The 15,995-nt window shown below is 42.4% G+C and carries 14 protein-coding genes; 4 read left to right on the forward strand and 10 right to left on the reverse strand.

Going from position 1 to position 15,995, the window contains the following annotated elements; translation table 11 throughout:
- Positions 1-116 precede the first annotated feature (116 nt).
- On the reverse strand, positions 117-1,163 hold the full coding sequence (locus J5X94_RS03960; RefSeq protein ID WP_210540238.1) for a porin: 1,047 nt from the start codon (positions 1,161-1,163) through the stop codon (positions 117-119).
- Positions 1,164-1,791: 628 nt separating this feature from the next.
- Positions 1,792-3,990: a malate synthase G gene (locus J5X94_RS03965; RefSeq protein ID WP_210540240.1), complete on the reverse strand. Its 2,199-nt coding sequence runs from the start codon at positions 3,988-3,990 to the stop codon at positions 1,792-1,794.
- A gap of 607 nt (positions 3,991-4,597) precedes the next feature.
- On the opposite strand from J5X94_RS03965, the gene J5X94_RS03970 reads away from it, so the two are divergent.
- A complete protein-coding gene (locus J5X94_RS03970; protein WP_210540242.1) occupies positions 4,598-5,365 on the forward strand; it encodes a tRNA-(ms[2]io[6]A)-hydroxylase in 768 nt (255 codons plus the stop codon).
- A gap of 316 nt (positions 5,366-5,681) precedes the next feature.
- Here J5X94_RS03970 and J5X94_RS03975 read toward each other — a convergent pair whose 3' ends face one another.
- From J5X94_RS03975 to mtgA, 6 genes are all read right to left on the reverse strand, one after another.
- Positions 5,682-5,882, reverse strand: coding sequence for a hypothetical protein (locus tag J5X94_RS03975; RefSeq protein ID WP_194619145.1), 201 nt, complete (start codon positions 5,880-5,882; stop codon positions 5,682-5,684).
- A 96-nt stretch (positions 5,883-5,978) separates the two neighbouring features.
- Complete coding sequence (locus J5X94_RS03980; protein ID WP_194619147.1) at positions 5,979-6,335, reverse strand: hypothetical protein; 357 nt, start codon at positions 6,333-6,335, stop codon at positions 5,979-5,981.
- 83 nt (positions 6,336-6,418) lie between these two features.
- The gene (locus tag J5X94_RS03985) at positions 6,419-6,682 is read right to left on the reverse strand and encodes a hypothetical protein (protein ID WP_194619149.1); all 264 of its coding nucleotides are present in this window, start codon (positions 6,680-6,682) and stop codon (positions 6,419-6,421) included.
- 77 nt (positions 6,683-6,759) lie between these two features.
- A complete protein-coding gene (locus J5X94_RS03990) occupies positions 6,760-6,930 on the reverse strand; it encodes a hypothetical protein (RefSeq protein ID WP_194619151.1) in 171 nt (56 codons plus the stop codon).
- 471 nt (positions 6,931-7,401) lie between these two features.
- Positions 7,402-9,591: a polyphosphate kinase 1 gene (gene ppk1 / locus J5X94_RS03995; protein WP_194619647.1), complete on the reverse strand. Its 2,190-nt coding sequence runs from the start codon at positions 9,589-9,591 to the stop codon at positions 7,402-7,404.
- 502 nt (positions 9,592-10,093) lie between these two features.
- Positions 10,094-10,780, reverse strand: coding sequence for a monofunctional biosynthetic peptidoglycan transglycosylase (mtgA, locus tag J5X94_RS04000; protein ID WP_194619152.1), 687 nt, complete (start codon positions 10,778-10,780; stop codon positions 10,094-10,096).
- Positions 10,781-10,976: 196 nt separating this feature from the next.
- Between mtgA and J5X94_RS04005 the strand changes: the two genes are divergently transcribed.
- From J5X94_RS04005 to J5X94_RS04015, 3 genes are all read left to right on the forward strand, one after another.
- Positions 10,977-11,291 carry a glutaredoxin family protein gene (locus tag J5X94_RS04005; RefSeq protein ID WP_194619154.1) on the forward strand — a complete coding sequence of 105 codons (315 nt, stop codon included), beginning with the start codon at positions 10,977-10,979 and terminating at the stop codon, positions 11,289-11,291.
- Positions 11,292-11,529: 238 nt separating this feature from the next.
- Positions 11,530-12,510 (forward strand): rhomboid family intramembrane serine protease, encoded by a 981-nt coding sequence (locus J5X94_RS04010; protein ID WP_210540243.1) that lies wholly within the window; start codon positions 11,530-11,532, stop codon positions 12,508-12,510.
- A gap of 115 nt (positions 12,511-12,625) precedes the next feature.
- Positions 12,626-13,438 carry a MipA/OmpV family protein gene (locus J5X94_RS04015; protein WP_210540246.1) on the forward strand — a complete coding sequence of 271 codons (813 nt, stop codon included), beginning with the start codon at positions 12,626-12,628 and terminating at the stop codon, positions 13,436-13,438.
- A gap of 110 nt (positions 13,439-13,548) precedes the next feature.
- On the opposite strand, the gene J5X94_RS04020 is transcribed toward J5X94_RS04015, so the two are convergent.
- Positions 13,549-14,208 carry a hypothetical protein gene (locus J5X94_RS04020; protein ID WP_189580059.1) on the reverse strand — a complete coding sequence of 220 codons (660 nt, stop codon included), beginning with the start codon at positions 14,206-14,208 and terminating at the stop codon, positions 13,549-13,551.
- Between the two features lie 268 nt (positions 14,209-14,476).
- A complete protein-coding gene (gene fumC, locus J5X94_RS04025) occupies positions 14,477-15,880 on the reverse strand; it encodes a class II fumarate hydratase (RefSeq protein ID WP_189580056.1) in 1,404 nt (467 codons plus the stop codon).
- Positions 15,881-15,995 lie beyond the last annotated feature (115 nt).

Here is a 15,995-nt window from a genome sequence, read left to right on the forward strand (position 1 = left end):
ATGCCTGTAACTATCTATTTTAAGACTGATTACAATGAAGGGCTACTTTCTTTTTTCGCATAAAAAAACTCATCCCGAAGGATGAGTCTTTTTGTACTATCTACTTGAGTGTGATACTAGAATAAGTATTCTAGACCGCCACCAAGTGCGAATACGTCAAGATCAGTATTACTATTCTTGTCTTCAGCAGAGTTGTTACCAACATAAGCATGAGCAATCATGTTGTCTTTAAAGTTATATTTGCCACCTACAACAACTTGATCTGAATCACGGTTATCAAAACCAGCCAAGTTTTCAGTACCATTGTACTGTACATATACAGATGCTGGACGAGCAAAGTTAGCTAGACCCATTTCAGCGCTTACAATTAGACCTTTTTCATCTTCATCGCCGCCATCGAAATCAGCTACTTGATACATTGCACCTAACATAACTGGATAAGCCATGTATTTACCTAGGTCAACGGTAGCACTACCACGTAAAAGATCACCAGCTTGGCTCATGTCTTTTTCGTAAGCAACACCAGCAGTAAAGCCTGTACCTTGGTCAAACATCAATGAAGCACCATAACCACTGTCACGGTCGTCACTGTCAGTTACAAAGCGCTCGTCTGCACCGTACTGTAGAGCAAGCTCTAAAGGCAAGCCGTTGTATTTAGGGGCAATCCATACGATAGAGTCATTGACACGGCCGCCATCAGCCATAGTTACAGCATCAAGAACATCGCCTTCCATATCAAGATTACTAACACCTAAATTATCCCAAAAACCTTCAGTAACAGTAACGTTGTTGATGTAGTCAGTTACTGAGTAGTTACGACCAAAGCGGAATTGACCATATTGCTTGTTATTTAGACCAAGATAGGTATCACGGCTTTTAAAACCAATATTGTCATCAGTACCGTCGATGGCAATGCCATACTCTAACTGATAGATAACATCAGTGTTAGCAGTCATTGCTTCAGAACCTTTAAAACCAAGGCGTGAAATGTTTGAGTTGATTTGTACTGAATCACTGTCTACGTCGAATTGATCATCGTTACCATCACGCTCAGCGTTTACATAGTCAGCAGTAACGAAAGCTTTACCATAAACAGTAGGTGCTGCGTTGGCTGCAGATACAGATAGGGCTGCGATGGCTGTAGCTAAAAGTAGTTTTTTCATGGGGTATCTCCACTTTACAATTGTAGTAATGAGCAAGCTATGATTAGCTGGCGCCCATAATGGTATCGTCACAAATCCTCAAAGATATAATGTGTAACTGGCTACCGAGATTGGTCTAAAACAAGTGTGGCGAATTTCTACTACAATAAGACAAAAAAAACCATGACTCACATGACTGGGATTAGAACGTAACTGCCATGTAATCTTTGGTCTTTATCACTCCGTTGCGTAACATCCGTTACCAAACTCATACTTCGAATACAAGCATAACAACTTTGACATAATTTGCAACATTTTTTTTTGCTTTTTCGATACATCTACTATCGAATAACAAATGCTTTGTCATATTTGAACCGTTACGAAAAAACCCCTGTCGACTCAAATAGATACGATACCCATTAATTAATATCATTACTGATAATATTAATTGGCGGTAATAAATACGATACATTGACCCAAAAAAAGCGCTACTTATTGATAAATAAATAGCGCTCATAAAGAATTGTTTGTCATATTTCTGACACATATGACAGTCACAAATGGGTAAGATACATCAATGCCTGATCACGCCTAGAGGCTTAAATAGCACTTAGGTTACATGAGCAAACATGATACTTAACCTATCGTTTTAGGCATTTGCTTTGAGGTCAAGACGCGCTTGATGCAATAGTGGCTCAGTATAGCCACTTGGCTGCTCGCGACCTTTAAACACCAAATCACAAGCCGCTTTGAACGCATAAGAGTGTTCAAAGTTATCTGCCATTGGCTGATAGTCACTATCGCCTGCATTTTGCTCATCGACGACTTTTGCCATACGCTTCATCGTATCCATCACTTGCTGTTCGCTCACGACGTTATGATGCAACCAGTTGGCAATGTGTTGGCTCGATATCCGCAAGGTCGCACGATCTTCCATGAGACCAACGTCATTGATGTCAGGGACTTTAGAACAACCAACGCCTTGGTTTACCCAGCGTACGACGTAACCTAGGATGCCCTGAGCATTGTTTTCAAGCTCTTGCTGTTTCTCTTCGTCTGTCCAGTTGGTGTCTTTCGCCAATGGAATGGTCAAGATATCGTCTAAACTGGCACGCTCACGTGATTTTAGGCTGTCCTGTACATCAGCAACGTTGACTTGATGATAGTGCATGCTGTGTAAGGTAGCACCCGTTGGCGATGGTACCCACGCCGTACTCGCACCAGACTTAGGATGAGCGGCCTTGGTATCCATCATCTCTTTCATCTCATCAGGCTTCGCCCACATGCCTTTACCAATCTGAGCGACACCCTGTAGACCTGTCTCTAGACCGATATCGACGTTCCACTGCTCGTAGGCTGGCTGCCATGCTTGTGATTTCATGTCACCCTTAGGGACAAATGGGCCTGCGTTCATACTGGTATGCATCTCATCGCCAGTACGGTCAAGGAAACCGGTGTTGATAAAGATAACACGCTCTTTCGCTTGGCGAATGGCTTCTTTTAGATTGACCGTCATGCGACGCTCTTCATCCATGATGCCGATTTTAAGGCTGTTGCGCTCAAGCCCTAATAAATCTTCTGAAGCGTTAAATAAGTCATTGGCCATTTTGACTTCTTCAGGGCCGTGCATTTTTGGCTTCACAATATACATGGAGCCTTTACGTGAGTTTGATAGCTCGTTCTGACCTTTCAAATCATTGAGCGTCAATAGTGGCGTAATCAAGCCATCCATTAGACCTTCAAAGATTTGTTCTTGACCATTACCCAAATCTACTAAGATTGCAGGGTTTTGCATCAAGTGACCGACATTACGAATAAGTAATAGTGAACGGCCAGGTAAGATCAGCTTTCCACCGTCTGGGGTGTTATATTCGCGGTCTGGGTTTTGCTTACGAGTGCTGGTCTTGCCCCCTTTTTCAAAGGTTTCTTGCAAGTCGCCATTCATTAGACCCAGCCAGTTGCGATATACTTCTACTTTTTCTTCTGCATCGACAGCAGCGATTGAATCTTCACAATCCTGAATCGCCGTAATCGCTGATTCTAATAGTACATCTTTGATGTTTGCTGGGTCATCTTTACCGACCGGATGATTGGCATCGATTTGAATCTCAGCATGTAAGCCGTTATTTTTTAATAAAATACCAGTAGGAGATTCAGCCTCACCAACGAAACCAACAAATTTCGCGGTATCTTTTAGCTCAGTGCTGCTATCGCCTTGGACGATTTCAAGTTTGCCATCGACCACTTTAAAGCCGGCCACATCGTTATACGAGCCTGACGCTAAGGCAAAATGCTCGTCCAAAAATGATTTGGCATAGGCGACAACTGCCGCACCGCGAGTCGGATTATAGCCGCCTTTCGCTTCTTGGCCATTATCATCACTAATGACATCAGTACCATACAAAGCATCGTATAAGCTACCCCAACGAGCATTCGTCGCATTGAGTGCGTAGCGAGCATTTCGGACTGGCACGACCAGCTGTGGCCCTGCGATATGAGCAATCTCATCATCAACGTTTTGCGTACTAACTTTAAAATCATCGCCTTCTGGTAACAGATAGCCAATCTCTTTTAAGAATGCTTTATAAGTAGGGTAATCAATTTCGCCGTCTTTGGCAGGGTTTTGCAGGTGCCACTGATCGATCTGCGCTTGAATCTTGTCACGAGTTTCTAGCAGTGCTTTATTACGCGGAGTAAACTCTTTGATGACTTTTTCAAAACCTGACCAATAACTTTCTGAATCAACACCGACTTTCGGCAGCACTTCGTTTTCAATAAAGTCATACATCTGCTGGTCGATGGCAAGAATGCCTTTTTGAACACGGTTGGCGTTAGAAGACTGGCTCATATTGTTATCCTTATCTGTTCGTGAGGTGTGTTAATGCTAGGTTGCTACTCTAATGGTTGGAAAATGTGTGCCCTTGCAGCATTTATGCCTAGTTTGCTTTACAGTGGATAAATAGCAAACATAACAATATGTACTGTCAGCTATAATCGGGCAGCTGCTCATATGATATATGGTTAGTGCAAAACCTGTTAGATACAACATCTGGTTAATGTAGCATCTATAATTTTTGGACCGTCTTTAAGAAGTCTTAGTCTATAAATCTTGTGTTTTGATACAGGATTGGCAGTTGATATAATGCGCATTAGCCGCTACTAAATGATAATCAATAGTAAGACAAAATGCCTGAAAAGCAAAATCTCATCCTACTATCAAATAATAAAATAAACAAGGAAACGCCATTCACTAAGTAAATACTTAGGCTGTATAATAATGATACTCTATGAGCCATCTACTCTAGGGGCATTAATCCATACTTTAGAGCTAGGCCGTTATACGTTCAGTATAAACTGTAAGTAATCATTACAGCCTCTACTTATGCTCAACGGTTATCTATTTAACTTTTAACATTTGATTAAAAAGTGTTTAACATTCCACTATGGCAAAGACTATGAATAAAGAAAGTATGAAACCCAGCAACAGCAAAGACGACGTTGCTTCCCACAACCGTGTAGAAGACGTTATAGACAAAGACAATATAGAAGAAAACAGTGTAGAAAAAGACCGTATAGAAAAAGAGAGTGCCGATATCGCACAACTGCGCACCCCTATTAAGGTTGACCTATCCGCTGTTTATGACTTTTTGGGCTCGCGAACCACACAGGCGTGGGTAGATGCGGCTACTGCGGATGTGCCATTAATCATTCAAGATCATGCCAACTGCGAAAAAAAAGCGGCTGGTACGGCGATGAATCTTTTATTCCGCTATGAGTTCTCGTATGATTTGCAGCGCAAGTTGGCACAATTGATACGTGAAGAGATGTTGCACTATGAGCAAGTGCTCGGCATCATGCATGAGCGCGGGCAAGAGTGGAGATATCTGAGTGCGGGGCGTTATGCCAAAGGGTTGCTCAAGCACAAGCGTACTCATGAGCCAGCAGCGATGGTCGACGTGCTAATCATTGGTGCGTTTATCGAAGCACGCTCTTGCGAGCGATTTGCTGCGCTTTCTGACGTCATCGACGATGAGCGTTTGGCAAAATACTATCGCTACTTATTGAAGTCAGAAAGCCGCCATTTCGAAGATTATTTGGCATTGGCACAATCGCTATCTGATGACAATATCGATGAGCGTGTCGCATTCTTCAAAGCAGTAGAAGCAGAGTTGATATCCATTCCTGATACTGAATTGCGCTTTCACAGTGGCACCCCTGCTTAGCGTTTAAGCTGGCAGATTTTGTTAAATAAGCGCTATATAAAAGCACCCATATCGATCGCATAAAAAAGCCAACACTAGGGCGTGTCCTCAATTCAATCAACTACTCTCTAAATGGGCTAAAAATGGCTAAATTTTGCCAAACATCGTCAAATAGCTTATCAATATCTCGATATTTTTTGCGCTACTTTCCTTGTTTGACGGCAATTTATCTCATTTTTATCACCATTTTTAAAATGAGGACACACCCTAGTCTCATAAACCATGCCTAGCGTTAGGTTTTTTATTTGTCTGTACAGAATATAATGGTCAGTTATGACTATTTCTTATCTTCCATAAGCGGACTGTCATACTGTTTGTGATTTTTCGCGACATTATGCGGATCATGATCGTCAGTCGCTTGTTCTGCAGCAGCTGGATTTGCCTTTTGTAATGCATCATCAGGGACGATACCATTATTATCATTTGCATCTTTGAGCTGATGGTTATCATGGTTAACTGTATCATTAGACTTATTCATAACTAATCCTTATTATAATAATTATTTTTCACATCGAGTATTCGATAACTTGAGGATACTCATATTAATAATACTCAGAAATATATTGCTAAGAAATCAGTCTTTTTCGTCTGGGTTTAAGACACGAGTTTGTGCATTGTCAATATTGGCATATCTATTCATGTCCGTGATGCCTTCGCTTTTTGGTGCTTCACTGCCCACGGTGTCTTCGTTGATATTGTCATCAAACGGACTACTGCCCTGCTGATCTCGGCGATCAGGCTGACGCGCAGGATTGTCATTGTCATTCACATGCTCTGAATCAACGATCTCTTCCTTTAAAGTATCAGTCCCTTTGTTTTGATTGGTATGGCTTTCGACGACGTCATGGTTATTGACAGGTTCTTTATGCATTGCCTCAGCATTAGTATCATCAATTGCGGTTCTACTTAGCGCAGGATCTTGCGGTTGCATAGTCATGTCCTTATCGTGTTAGGAGGCCAACGAATGATGTCAGCGTTTTAATTAATAGAAAATACCAAGCAGTCATGCAAATACTAGGTGTTGTTATTTTTGCTCAAATCATGAGCATTGAGATCCGCCACGTTTTTTCCACCTGCTGGTAAGTGCTCTTCTTCACGTGGGTCGGAATATATCTCGTCTGTTTCCTGTGAATCCTGCTGTGGTCCATCGATATTAGGTTCGTGTTTACGACCTTCATAACTGTCTTTAGTGTTTTCGTTGGTATTTTTTGGTTCTGATGCTACGGGATCATCGACCAATACTTTCTCTTTGTTATTTGGTTTTGTATTGACTGTCATAGCGTGTCCCTCGCGTTTATGGTGTTAATTCTTTATTTAATATTTAACATAGTCATTGATATCGTTCAAACTGCTGCTTACTTATCTGTCCGTAGCTCATCATCAATAAAAGAGGTTTGCTCTTCTTTGCTCAGTTCTTCAGGAGCATCTACCTTTTTATCTTCATTTAAATTTTTCTCAATTTGATGATCATCAACCTGCTCTGCTGCTTTTTTAATGTCTGAAGTATCGTTGTTAGTGTTACTCATGGTGCAATTCCTATTATTATCGTTGTTTAGTAAACCAGCCATCCTTTGTACACTTACCTTTGCAAAATCGAATAACATTCTACAAAGGTAAGCATCTCAGTATGATTTTTTATTAGAAATATCTGTGCAATAGCGGTAGAACTGTCATCAATTATAGTTAAGCCAACCAACAGCGCACCAGTGTACTGCCGTATCAATATGTGAATAAATGTGAGGTTACAAGACAGTTTGTAACTTATCCGAGCGCAAAAAAACCAAGCGTCGGTCGTAGCCAACGCTTGGTTAAATAAATCATAGGGCTTTTATAGGGCTTTTATAGGGCTTTTATAGGGCTTTTATAGGGCTTTTATAGGGCTTTTATAGGGCTTTTATAGGGCTTTTATAGGGCTTTTATAGGGCTTTTATAGGGCTTTTATAGGGCTAATGCCATTAAATGACAGCATTAATAAACAAGATAAGCGAAAGCTTTATCTATATTGGCTCACCGACGTGATTGATCACCCGTAGCAAATGATCTTGGGCAATATGTGGTGCTTCATCGGCGGCTGGTTGACTTTGCTGCCATGCCCCATCGCCATTAAGTAGCCATGCTTGGACGTTATCTTGTAGATAATTGAGCAGCCCATCTTGATAAACCTGCTTGAACAGTTTTTTGTCTTCAATCGGAAAAGCGACTTCGACACGATGGAATAGATTGCGATCCATCCAGTCAGCACTGCCGCAATACAAGCGCTCATCACCATCATTATAAAAGTAATAAACGCGTGTGTGCTCCAAAAAGCGCCCGATGACTGAGCGTACGGTGATGTTTTCAGATAGGCCTTTTACTTGTGGACGCAGACAGCACATGGAGCGCAGAATCAATTCTATTTTGACGCCTGCCTGCGACGCATCATATAACTTATCGATCAGACGACGTTCGGTCAAAGCATTCACTTTGATAATAATATGTGCGCGCTTGCCAGCCTTGGCATGAGTAATTTCATCATCGATAAAGCTCATTAACTTTTCGTGCAACGTAAATGGTGCGTGCAACAGTTTTTTTAGATTGGCAGGTTTGCCCATGCCTGTCAGCTCTTGGAAGATTTTATGTACGTCTTCTGAGATATCAGGGTCAGCGCTGAACAAGCCATAGTCGGTATAGACTTTGGCATTGGCTGCGTGATAATTACCGGTGCCGAGATGCACATAACGGCGAATGCGATCGTCTTCGCGGCGCACGATAAGCATCAGCTTGGCATGGGTCTTGTAGCCGACAATCCCGTAAACCACCACTGCCCCAGCCTCTTGTAAAAAATTGGCGACAGCGATATTGGACGCTTCATCAAAACGGGCACGTAATTCGATGACAGCCGTGACTTCTTTGCCATTGCGGGCAGCAGCAGCCAGCGCCTTGACGATTTCTGAATTGGTGCCTGATCGGTACAGGGTTTGTTTGATCGCCAATACTTTGGGGTCACTGGCCGCTTCCCAAAGTAGATTGATAATCGGTGAAAACGCATGAAAAGGATGATGTACCAAGACATCGCCTTTGCGCATGGCAGAAAATATACTGGTGCTTTTATCAAGCTTGTCCAGCTCACGGCGAAAGGGTTTTGGCACAATATGGGTAAAAGGCTCATAGCGCAGCTTGGGTATATTAAAGTCAAACAGCAAGCGAGTTAAGTTCACAGGACCATTGACACGGTACAGCTGATTGTCATGTAGCTCAAACTCATTGAGAAGATAATCGCTAATCGGTGTTGGGCAATCAGTCGTCACCTCAAGCCGTACTTTGTCGCCAAAGCGGCGATTTTCAAGCTCGCCTTCTAATGCCTTGGCAATATCCTCGACATCATCTGCTAAGTCCAAATCGGCATTGCGCGTGAGGCGGAACTGATGGCAGCCTGTCACTTGCATACCTGGGAACAGCTCACCGATGTGCTCGTGAATGATGGCGGACAGCATGACATGGTGCTCTTTACCACCAGTCAGGTCATCTGGCAGACGAATGACCCGTGGCAGGCTACGTGGCGCTGGGACAATCGCAAGATTGATATCGCGACCAAAGGCATCTTTGCCCTCTAAAGTGGCAATAAAGTTGAGGCTTTTATTCACCAATCTCGGAAACGGATGCGCAGGATCAATGCTAATAGGTGTCAGCACTGGTGAGACTTGTTCTGTAAAATAGCGCTTCATCCATGCCGATTGCTCAGTATTCAGCTCATCGCGTTTTAGATATCGAATGTCTTCTTTGGCGAGCGCAGGCAAGATATCTTCATTAAGAATACGATACTGCTCAGCGATGGCATCATGCGTGATAACGGATATCTCGTTTAGCACTTCACTCGGACGCATCCCATGAGCACTAGTCGATACGTCACCTATATTGAGCTTTTGCATGATACCCGCGACACGAATCTCAAAAAACTCGTCGAGGTTGGATGAAAAAATAATTAAGAAAAACAAGCGCTCAAGTAGCGGATGGTGAGGACTGGCGGCTTGCGCTAAGACCCGCAGATGAAACTGCAATAAGGACAAATCACGATTGATATAACTACTGGGCGAATAGCTGCCATCTTCTGAGCGCTGCCATGCAATGTCAGTCAGCTGCTGGCTAAGCTGTTCTGTTCTAGATTCTGTTGCGCTATCGGCTACGTTAAGCTGGGTCATTTGGTGCATATTCAGGTCGTTAACATCGGTATTGTCGTTAGTCATGACACTGTCGTTCTGATTATTCATATCTGCCATACCGCTATTCCCCTGTCGTTATCAATTTATCATCAATGAGTAATTTGTCTTTACTGTCATCAGCTATCTTTTTTATTCCCAACTTATTTGAAAAGCTGTATTTTGACGCTTATATATTTTGATACCTATATATAGTCGATACTGAATAAATTAGATACACGATATTATCGTATGAGGCTGGTACAAATTTTTCTTGCTTGCTGTGCCTACGCCGACAGAGGCTGCAAAAAATTATCCCAGCCTCGTTGTATCCTTTTTATATTGACTTATCTATAGTGTATATAGTGGCATTCATAATAGTGAATTTAATAATAGTAAATTTAATAATAGTGACGTCCTATCATTGCAGCCACGTGACTATTGATCATGTCATTCGTTTATCGTGCTATTTATAATTGTATTTATCATTCAGCAAACCACTAGCACATGTCGATTAAGACGCTTGCGGCAATACTGCATTCTTCATACGTTTTTTAATAATACGCTGCTTGTTACGTAAGCGTCTGTCACCTTGATTATCTTCGTAATACTTTGGATTGGTGAGCATCGCAATGAGGAGTGCTGATTCGTCTCGATTCAGATTGGCCGCAGACTTATCAAAATAGTGATGCGCCGCTGCGTCAATACCATAGATGCCATTGCCAAACTCGGCAACATTAAGATAAGCGGTCATGATACGTTGCTTGTCCCACAGCGTTTCAATCATAACGGTGATTACAGCTTCTTCCGCTTTACGCACATAAGAGCGATGCGAGGTCAAAAATAGATTTTTGGCCAACTGCTGAGTGATGGTCGAGCCACCAGCAGACATTTTACCTGTCTCTTCATTTTTCTTTTGCGCCGCTTTGATCCCTTTAAAATCAAAGCCACTGTGCTGACTAAACGTCGAGTCTTCACTCACAATCGCTGCTTGCTTGGCTGACTTGGCGATAGCATCGTATTCAGCCCACGTCTGAGTGACCGTGCCACCAGTTAAGCGATGCGTCAACATAAACATACTGTTATTAATCGGCTGTGTTTTCCAGATTAATAGTAGCCCAACTATTAAAATATGGAATGCGACGACCAATAACATAATTGCCAATAACAGTCGTTTAATGAATGTGCCAAAACTTGCCATGCGCGATATCCGAGTGGTTAAAGAAGTAATAAGATAAAATTGATAATCATAAACAGCAGCTCATCTTACCTAATCTCACAATCGCTGTCATTATTTACCCCATTTCTTTATCATGTCATAACCGCTAAGCCACATTGATATGTCGGCTTAAAAACGCTAAACAAGCATTTTGAAGGCATACAATAAGAGTAGAAACATGCATAATGATAATAGTATAAAAACATTACGGAACCGTGTTGTTGCAGCACGCCCTGATCTTGGGAACATTGAAAATATTGATCAATGGTGGTTACTTGGAACGACCGGCTGTCACTTATGTGACGTGGCGACGCAGCTGCTGACTCAGTTTCAAGCCGTGCAGCCAATTACCTACCAGTATGTCGATATCGCCGACTTTGATGAATCGCTGATGATGGAATTTGCCACTAGCATTCCCGTGCTACTGACAAAGACGCAGCGTCTGGATTATCCGTTTTCAGTTATGGACTTACAGCAGCTGCTGGCGTCATAGTATCTGCCATAGGATAATTACTATCCCGTCATCAAGTAACACTGCGTCATGACGCATCAACACTACAATGTTTATGAGGCACAAGGCATAAGACATTAATATTGAAAGCCTATAAGATGCATTTACTTATAAAACGTCATATGGGTTTTTGATATCGCTAATAACATGCCATTGACTGACATGATCCGATCATACCCTTTATACTCTACGCCACCTTTTGAATTGATAGTTAGCTTTTATGACCATTCAACAGCTTTTAAAAACAGCACCCGTGACTACCCTGCTCTTAGTCAGCTTTATTGGACTATTCATCATGCAGGTGCTGACAGGCGTCGATGCCAATAATCCATCGACTGAGGCATTGCTTAAATGGGGTGCTAATGCCTTACCTTTTACCATGGGCGACGATCCATGGCGGTTGGTGAGCAGTGCGTTTTTGCACATTGGCCTCATGCATTTATTGTTTAATGGCTTTGCCATGTATTTCTTTGGACAAGTTGCCGAGCCGATGTTTGGCTCTGCTAAGTTTTTGGCGTTGTTTTTATTGGCAGCCATCGGTGGCAATTTACTGAACAGCTATGTGACGTGGCAAGGCATTTTGGAAGGAACCGGACAGCCAGGAATATCGGCTGGTGCCTCTGGCGGTATCATGGGTATCGGTGCGGCATTATTAATAGCTGCTGTATTTAAAATATCGGTCAATGGCTTAGTGCTCAATTTAAAGAGCTTGATACTTATTATGGGCATCAACCTCGTCTATGGCTTTGCTGTGCCGGGCATTGACAATGCTGGTCATATTGGCGGTGCAGTTACTGGATTGATCATTGCACTGGCAATCGGAATCGTCCATCGTCAGCGCATGGCAGCCATCATGCAGACAGTCGCTATCAACCAGAGCCATTATCAAGCTAATACCCAAACCACCACTCAAAACAATTACCAAACCAGCTATATCGATCAGTCAACGATAAGCAACGTTGATTTGGATAATAATGCTCATTTTGATGACGACACTGGTGTAAACTTAGCTATAAATACGAACGCTAATCGTGTCCACATTATCGACCAAGAAACAATTGAGCAAAAAACAGCGGTCAAACCCGCCTTCATTTGGCAACTATTGCCATGGCTGGTGATGTTGCTCATAAGCATTGGCTTTGTCTGGTGGTGGCAAGATATTCATCAGCAGATAGTGCAAGTGCTAAAAGCTGTTGAGTAAATGCTGACACTTATCTATGATCATTAAACGGCTCACAAAAACAGACATCTGATTTTGGCTTTCCTTATTCCTCTATTGTTATCCGGCTATTTTTACCTACTTACGAGACTTGATTATGTTTAAATCTTCAGTGCTACCCACTATCTCTACGCGCACCTTGCTCAACACCTTAATAGCTACTGCCCTATTCAGTGTTGCCAGCATGTCAAATGCCGCCTTTTTCAATAAAAACTTACCTGCTGATCCAGATGCTGAGCTAAGCGTTGGCGTTAACGTCATGGCGGTCAAGTCAGCCTATGATCTAGAAGACAGCACCGAAGTGCGGGTGCTGCCGGGTGCATTTTATGACAATAATAAGTTTTATGTGCGCGGTGCTCAAGCGGGTGCATACCTAATCAATGATGGTGTGAATCAGTTGTCTGCTTATGCCAAGCTCGCGGGCAGCGAGTTTGATCCTGATGATGCCAATGGCGCGCTTCAAGGTCTTGATGAACGTAAGTCGTCAGCAGAAGCAGGACTTAGCTATCAGCGCCGTACACCTGTCGGCGGCTTCCGTGCTCAAATAGGAGCTGACGTGTTAGATCGTAGTGGTGGTAACACGGCGCGCTTGACCTACCTTGCCAGAATCACCAAAGACAAGCTAACGGTCTATCCAAGCATTGGCTTTGAGTATTATGATGCTGACTATAATGAATACTATTATGGCGTCAGTGAAGAAGAATCAGCAGAAACGGGCGTTGCTGCTTATAAATCTAATTCGAGCTTAAATCCTTATATCAATATTAGTGCCAACTACGATTTCAATGAGCGTTGGGCAGGATTCGCCAGTCAAAGCCTAAGTTATCTGCCGACTGAGCAATACGACAGCCCAATGGTAGACTCACGTACTGAAGCCGCGACGACGCTTGGTTTGTTATATAAGTTCTAGTTGAGTTTAGATTTTTGGTATAAAAAAGACCTTATCGCGCAATGTGATAAGGTCTTTTTTTGGCTAATCAGTTTATTCAACGGGTGAGATAGGTTATCACCTGCCCTATCTTATAACTCTGTAGCGATCTTAATTGAATTATTTTCAAGTTTATTAATGGCTAATTGAACCAAAGCGCACAAAGCATAGTAATTCATTTTATTGGAAGCTCTGTTTGCAGGATGCCAATAGTCAATATAAAGAACACCTTCTGATAAGTAAGCTCTATCAGAAATTTTATGGTGTGAAATTTTTGTCCTTATTAGAGACCAAGTGTTTCCACAAATTACTATTTTCGGTTGAATTATTGCAATTTGTTCAGAAATTAGATCCCAATCTTCTTCCACATATCTTGCTAAGTTTTTACTACTAGATTTTTTTGCACCACTACTTTTTTTGAGATTGATAATAGATGAGGATAATAAAGCAAGCTTTACATCGGCTCCATCTTCTTGAAAGGGTATAATTTCTTTATTTTCCATAAGACCATGAATACCATATACCCATTGCGCCATAGGTTTGAAAGTTCTGCCAGAAACCTTCTCACGACGTATCAATGTTGGCAAATCCCATGATCCTTCAACTCTTTTTGAGTCATAAGCTTCTTTAAGCAAAAATAATACTTTATTTTTAGACTTATCCCAAAGCTCCTTGTCAATTACTCCATCTGTTATGAACAGTTTACCCTTGTGCGACTCTCTATTTTTCCAATCACCAAATAGCATTTCCAAAAAACATTTCCTTACAGTTATATAATACAAAAAAATACAGCATGCTTTATCAGACTGAATAACTCTTTTCTTGAAGTATACCTGTTAATAGGTTTAATAGATTTCTATATTGGCAAATTTGGTAGTCATCATTAAGATTTAAAGATATTCCCACTCTATCTTCGATTGACTGAGCAAGAGAGGAGCTAAAATCAACATAAGCTCCGAAAATATAAAAGACCTTGCCACACAGCAAGGTCTTTTTTGTTCCAAGACAGTATTAAATAACTTACTTAGGGTTCACCATATCAGCAGGAATAACCCACTCATCAAACTGTGCTTCAGTTAATAGCTCTAGCTCAACCGCAACTTGCTTCAAGGTTTTGTTTTCTTTATAAGCAGTCTTAGCGATTTTCGCAGCATTCTCATAACCAACATGACGGTTCAATGCAGTCACTAGCATTAATGAGTTGTGCAAGAAATCATCGATTTTGTCTTTTACTGGCTCAATACCAACGGCACAGTTTTCATTGAAGCTGTTGCAGCCATCACCCAATAGCTTGATAGATTGCAATAAGTTAAACGCGATAACTGGCTTGTAAACGTTTAGCTCAAAGTTACCTGATGCGCCAGCCATGCTGATCGTCACATCGTTACCCATGACTTGAGCGACAACCATCGTCAATGCTTCTGACTGAGTTGGGTTAACTTTACCCGGCATGATAGATGAGCCTGGCTCATTTTCAGGAATCGTCAATTCGCCTAGACCACAACGAGGGCCAGATGCCAACCAACGTACGTCGTTAGCGATTTTGTTCAAGCTAGCTGCTAGCGTTTTTAGTGCGCCTGAGGCAAATACTTCTGCATCACGAGCGGCTAGTGCTTCGAATTTGTTTGGTGACGTAACGAATGGCAAGCCAGTCAATGTAGCTAATTGCTCAGCCGCTGTTACTGCATAATCAGGATGGGCGTTTAGACCAGTACCAACTGCCGTACCACCTAGTGGCAATTCATATAGACCTTGCAAGGCATTATCAATACGTACCAATGAGTGATCAAGTTGGCTCACGTAGCCGCTGAACTCTTGACCCAACGTCAAAGGCGTAGCGTCTTGTAAATGCGTACGACCGATTTTTACGATGCTATCGAATTCTTTGGCTTTAGCCGCTAATGTGTCGCGTAGTGCTTTTACCGCTGGAATCAATAAGCTATTGATTTGACGAGCAGCAGCCACACGAATTGCTGTTGGGAAGCTATCGTTGGTAGACTGTGCATGGTTTACATGGTCATTTGGGTGAATGGGTGTGTAGCTGCCGCGCTCAGAACCAGCGATTTCGTTGGCACGGTTGGCCAATACTTCGTTCATGTTCATGTTTGACTGCGTACCAGAACCCGTCTGCCATACAACCAATGGGAACTGATCCGTTAGACCACCATTGATGATTTCGTCAGCAGCTTGCACGATGAGATCACGCTTGTCGCCTTCGATACGCTCAAGGCTAGCGTTGGTAATCGCAGCGGCTTTTTTAACCAATGCCATTGCTTCAATCATCGGACGTGGCAAAGTCTCGCCACCGATTTTGAAGTTTTCGCGGCTACGCTGGGTTTGTGCACCCCAATAAGCGTCAGCTGGGACTTCTACATTGCCCATGGTGTCTTTTTCGGTACGAGTTGCCTGATTCTGTGTCGACATAACTACCCTCTTTACTGGTTTGTTGTTAAATAACTGAACGATAAAAAGTGCAACAGCTGCTGCACATAAAGGAGAATACGATGTAAAGTGGCGTTATGATAGCATGACTAAGGCG

Origin of the sequence: Psychrobacter sp. K31L (genome assembly GCF_017942195.1) — a bacterium.
Classification (GTDB): domain Bacteria; phylum Pseudomonadota; class Gammaproteobacteria; order Pseudomonadales; family Moraxellaceae; genus Psychrobacter; species Psychrobacter glaciei.

What these genes read in the sequence shown, in the direction of transcription:
- J5X94_RS03985 (WP_194619149.1), bottom strand. Translation starts at nt 6,682, where the DNA reads ATGACAGTCAATACAAAACCAAATAACAAAGAGAAAGTATTGGTCGAT.
- J5X94_RS03980 (WP_194619147.1), bottom strand. Translation starts at nt 6,335, where the DNA reads ATGCAACCGCAAGATCCTGCGCTAAGTAGAACCGCAATTGATGATACT.
- J5X94_RS03970 (WP_210540242.1), top strand. Translation starts at nt 4,598, where the DNA reads ATGAATAAAGAAAGTATGAAACCCAGCAACAGCAAAGACGACGTTGCT.
- J5X94_RS04015 (WP_210540246.1), top strand. Translation starts at nt 12,626, where the DNA reads ATGTTTAAATCTTCAGTGCTACCCACTATCTCTACGCGCACCTTGCTC.
- J5X94_RS03990 (WP_194619151.1), bottom strand. Translation starts at nt 6,930, where the DNA reads ATGAGTAACACTAACAACGATACTTCAGACATTAAAAAAGCAGCAGAG.
- J5X94_RS03965 (WP_210540240.1), bottom strand. Translation starts at nt 3,990, where the DNA reads ATGAGCCAGTCTTCTAACGCCAACCGTGTTCAAAAAGGCATTCTTGCC.
- fumC (WP_189580056.1), bottom strand. Translation starts at nt 15,880, where the DNA reads ATGTCGACACAGAATCAGGCAACTCGTACCGAAAAAGACACCATGGGC.
- J5X94_RS04005 (WP_194619154.1), top strand. Translation starts at nt 10,977, where the DNA reads ATGCATAATGATAATAGTATAAAAACATTACGGAACCGTGTTGTTGCA.
- ppk1 (WP_194619647.1), bottom strand. Translation starts at nt 9,591, where the DNA reads ATGCACCAAATGACCCAGCTTAACGTAGCCGATAGCGCAACAGAATCT.
- mtgA (WP_194619152.1), bottom strand. Translation starts at nt 10,780, where the DNA reads ATGGCAAGTTTTGGCACATTCATTAAACGACTGTTATTGGCAATTATG.
- J5X94_RS04010 (WP_210540243.1), top strand. Translation starts at nt 11,530, where the DNA reads ATGACCATTCAACAGCTTTTAAAAACAGCACCCGTGACTACCCTGCTC.
- J5X94_RS03960 (WP_210540238.1), bottom strand. Translation starts at nt 1,163, where the DNA reads ATGAAAAAACTACTTTTAGCTACAGCCATCGCAGCCCTATCTGTATCT.
- J5X94_RS03975 (WP_194619145.1), bottom strand. Translation starts at nt 5,882, where the DNA reads ATGAATAAGTCTAATGATACAGTTAACCATGATAACCATCAGCTCAAA.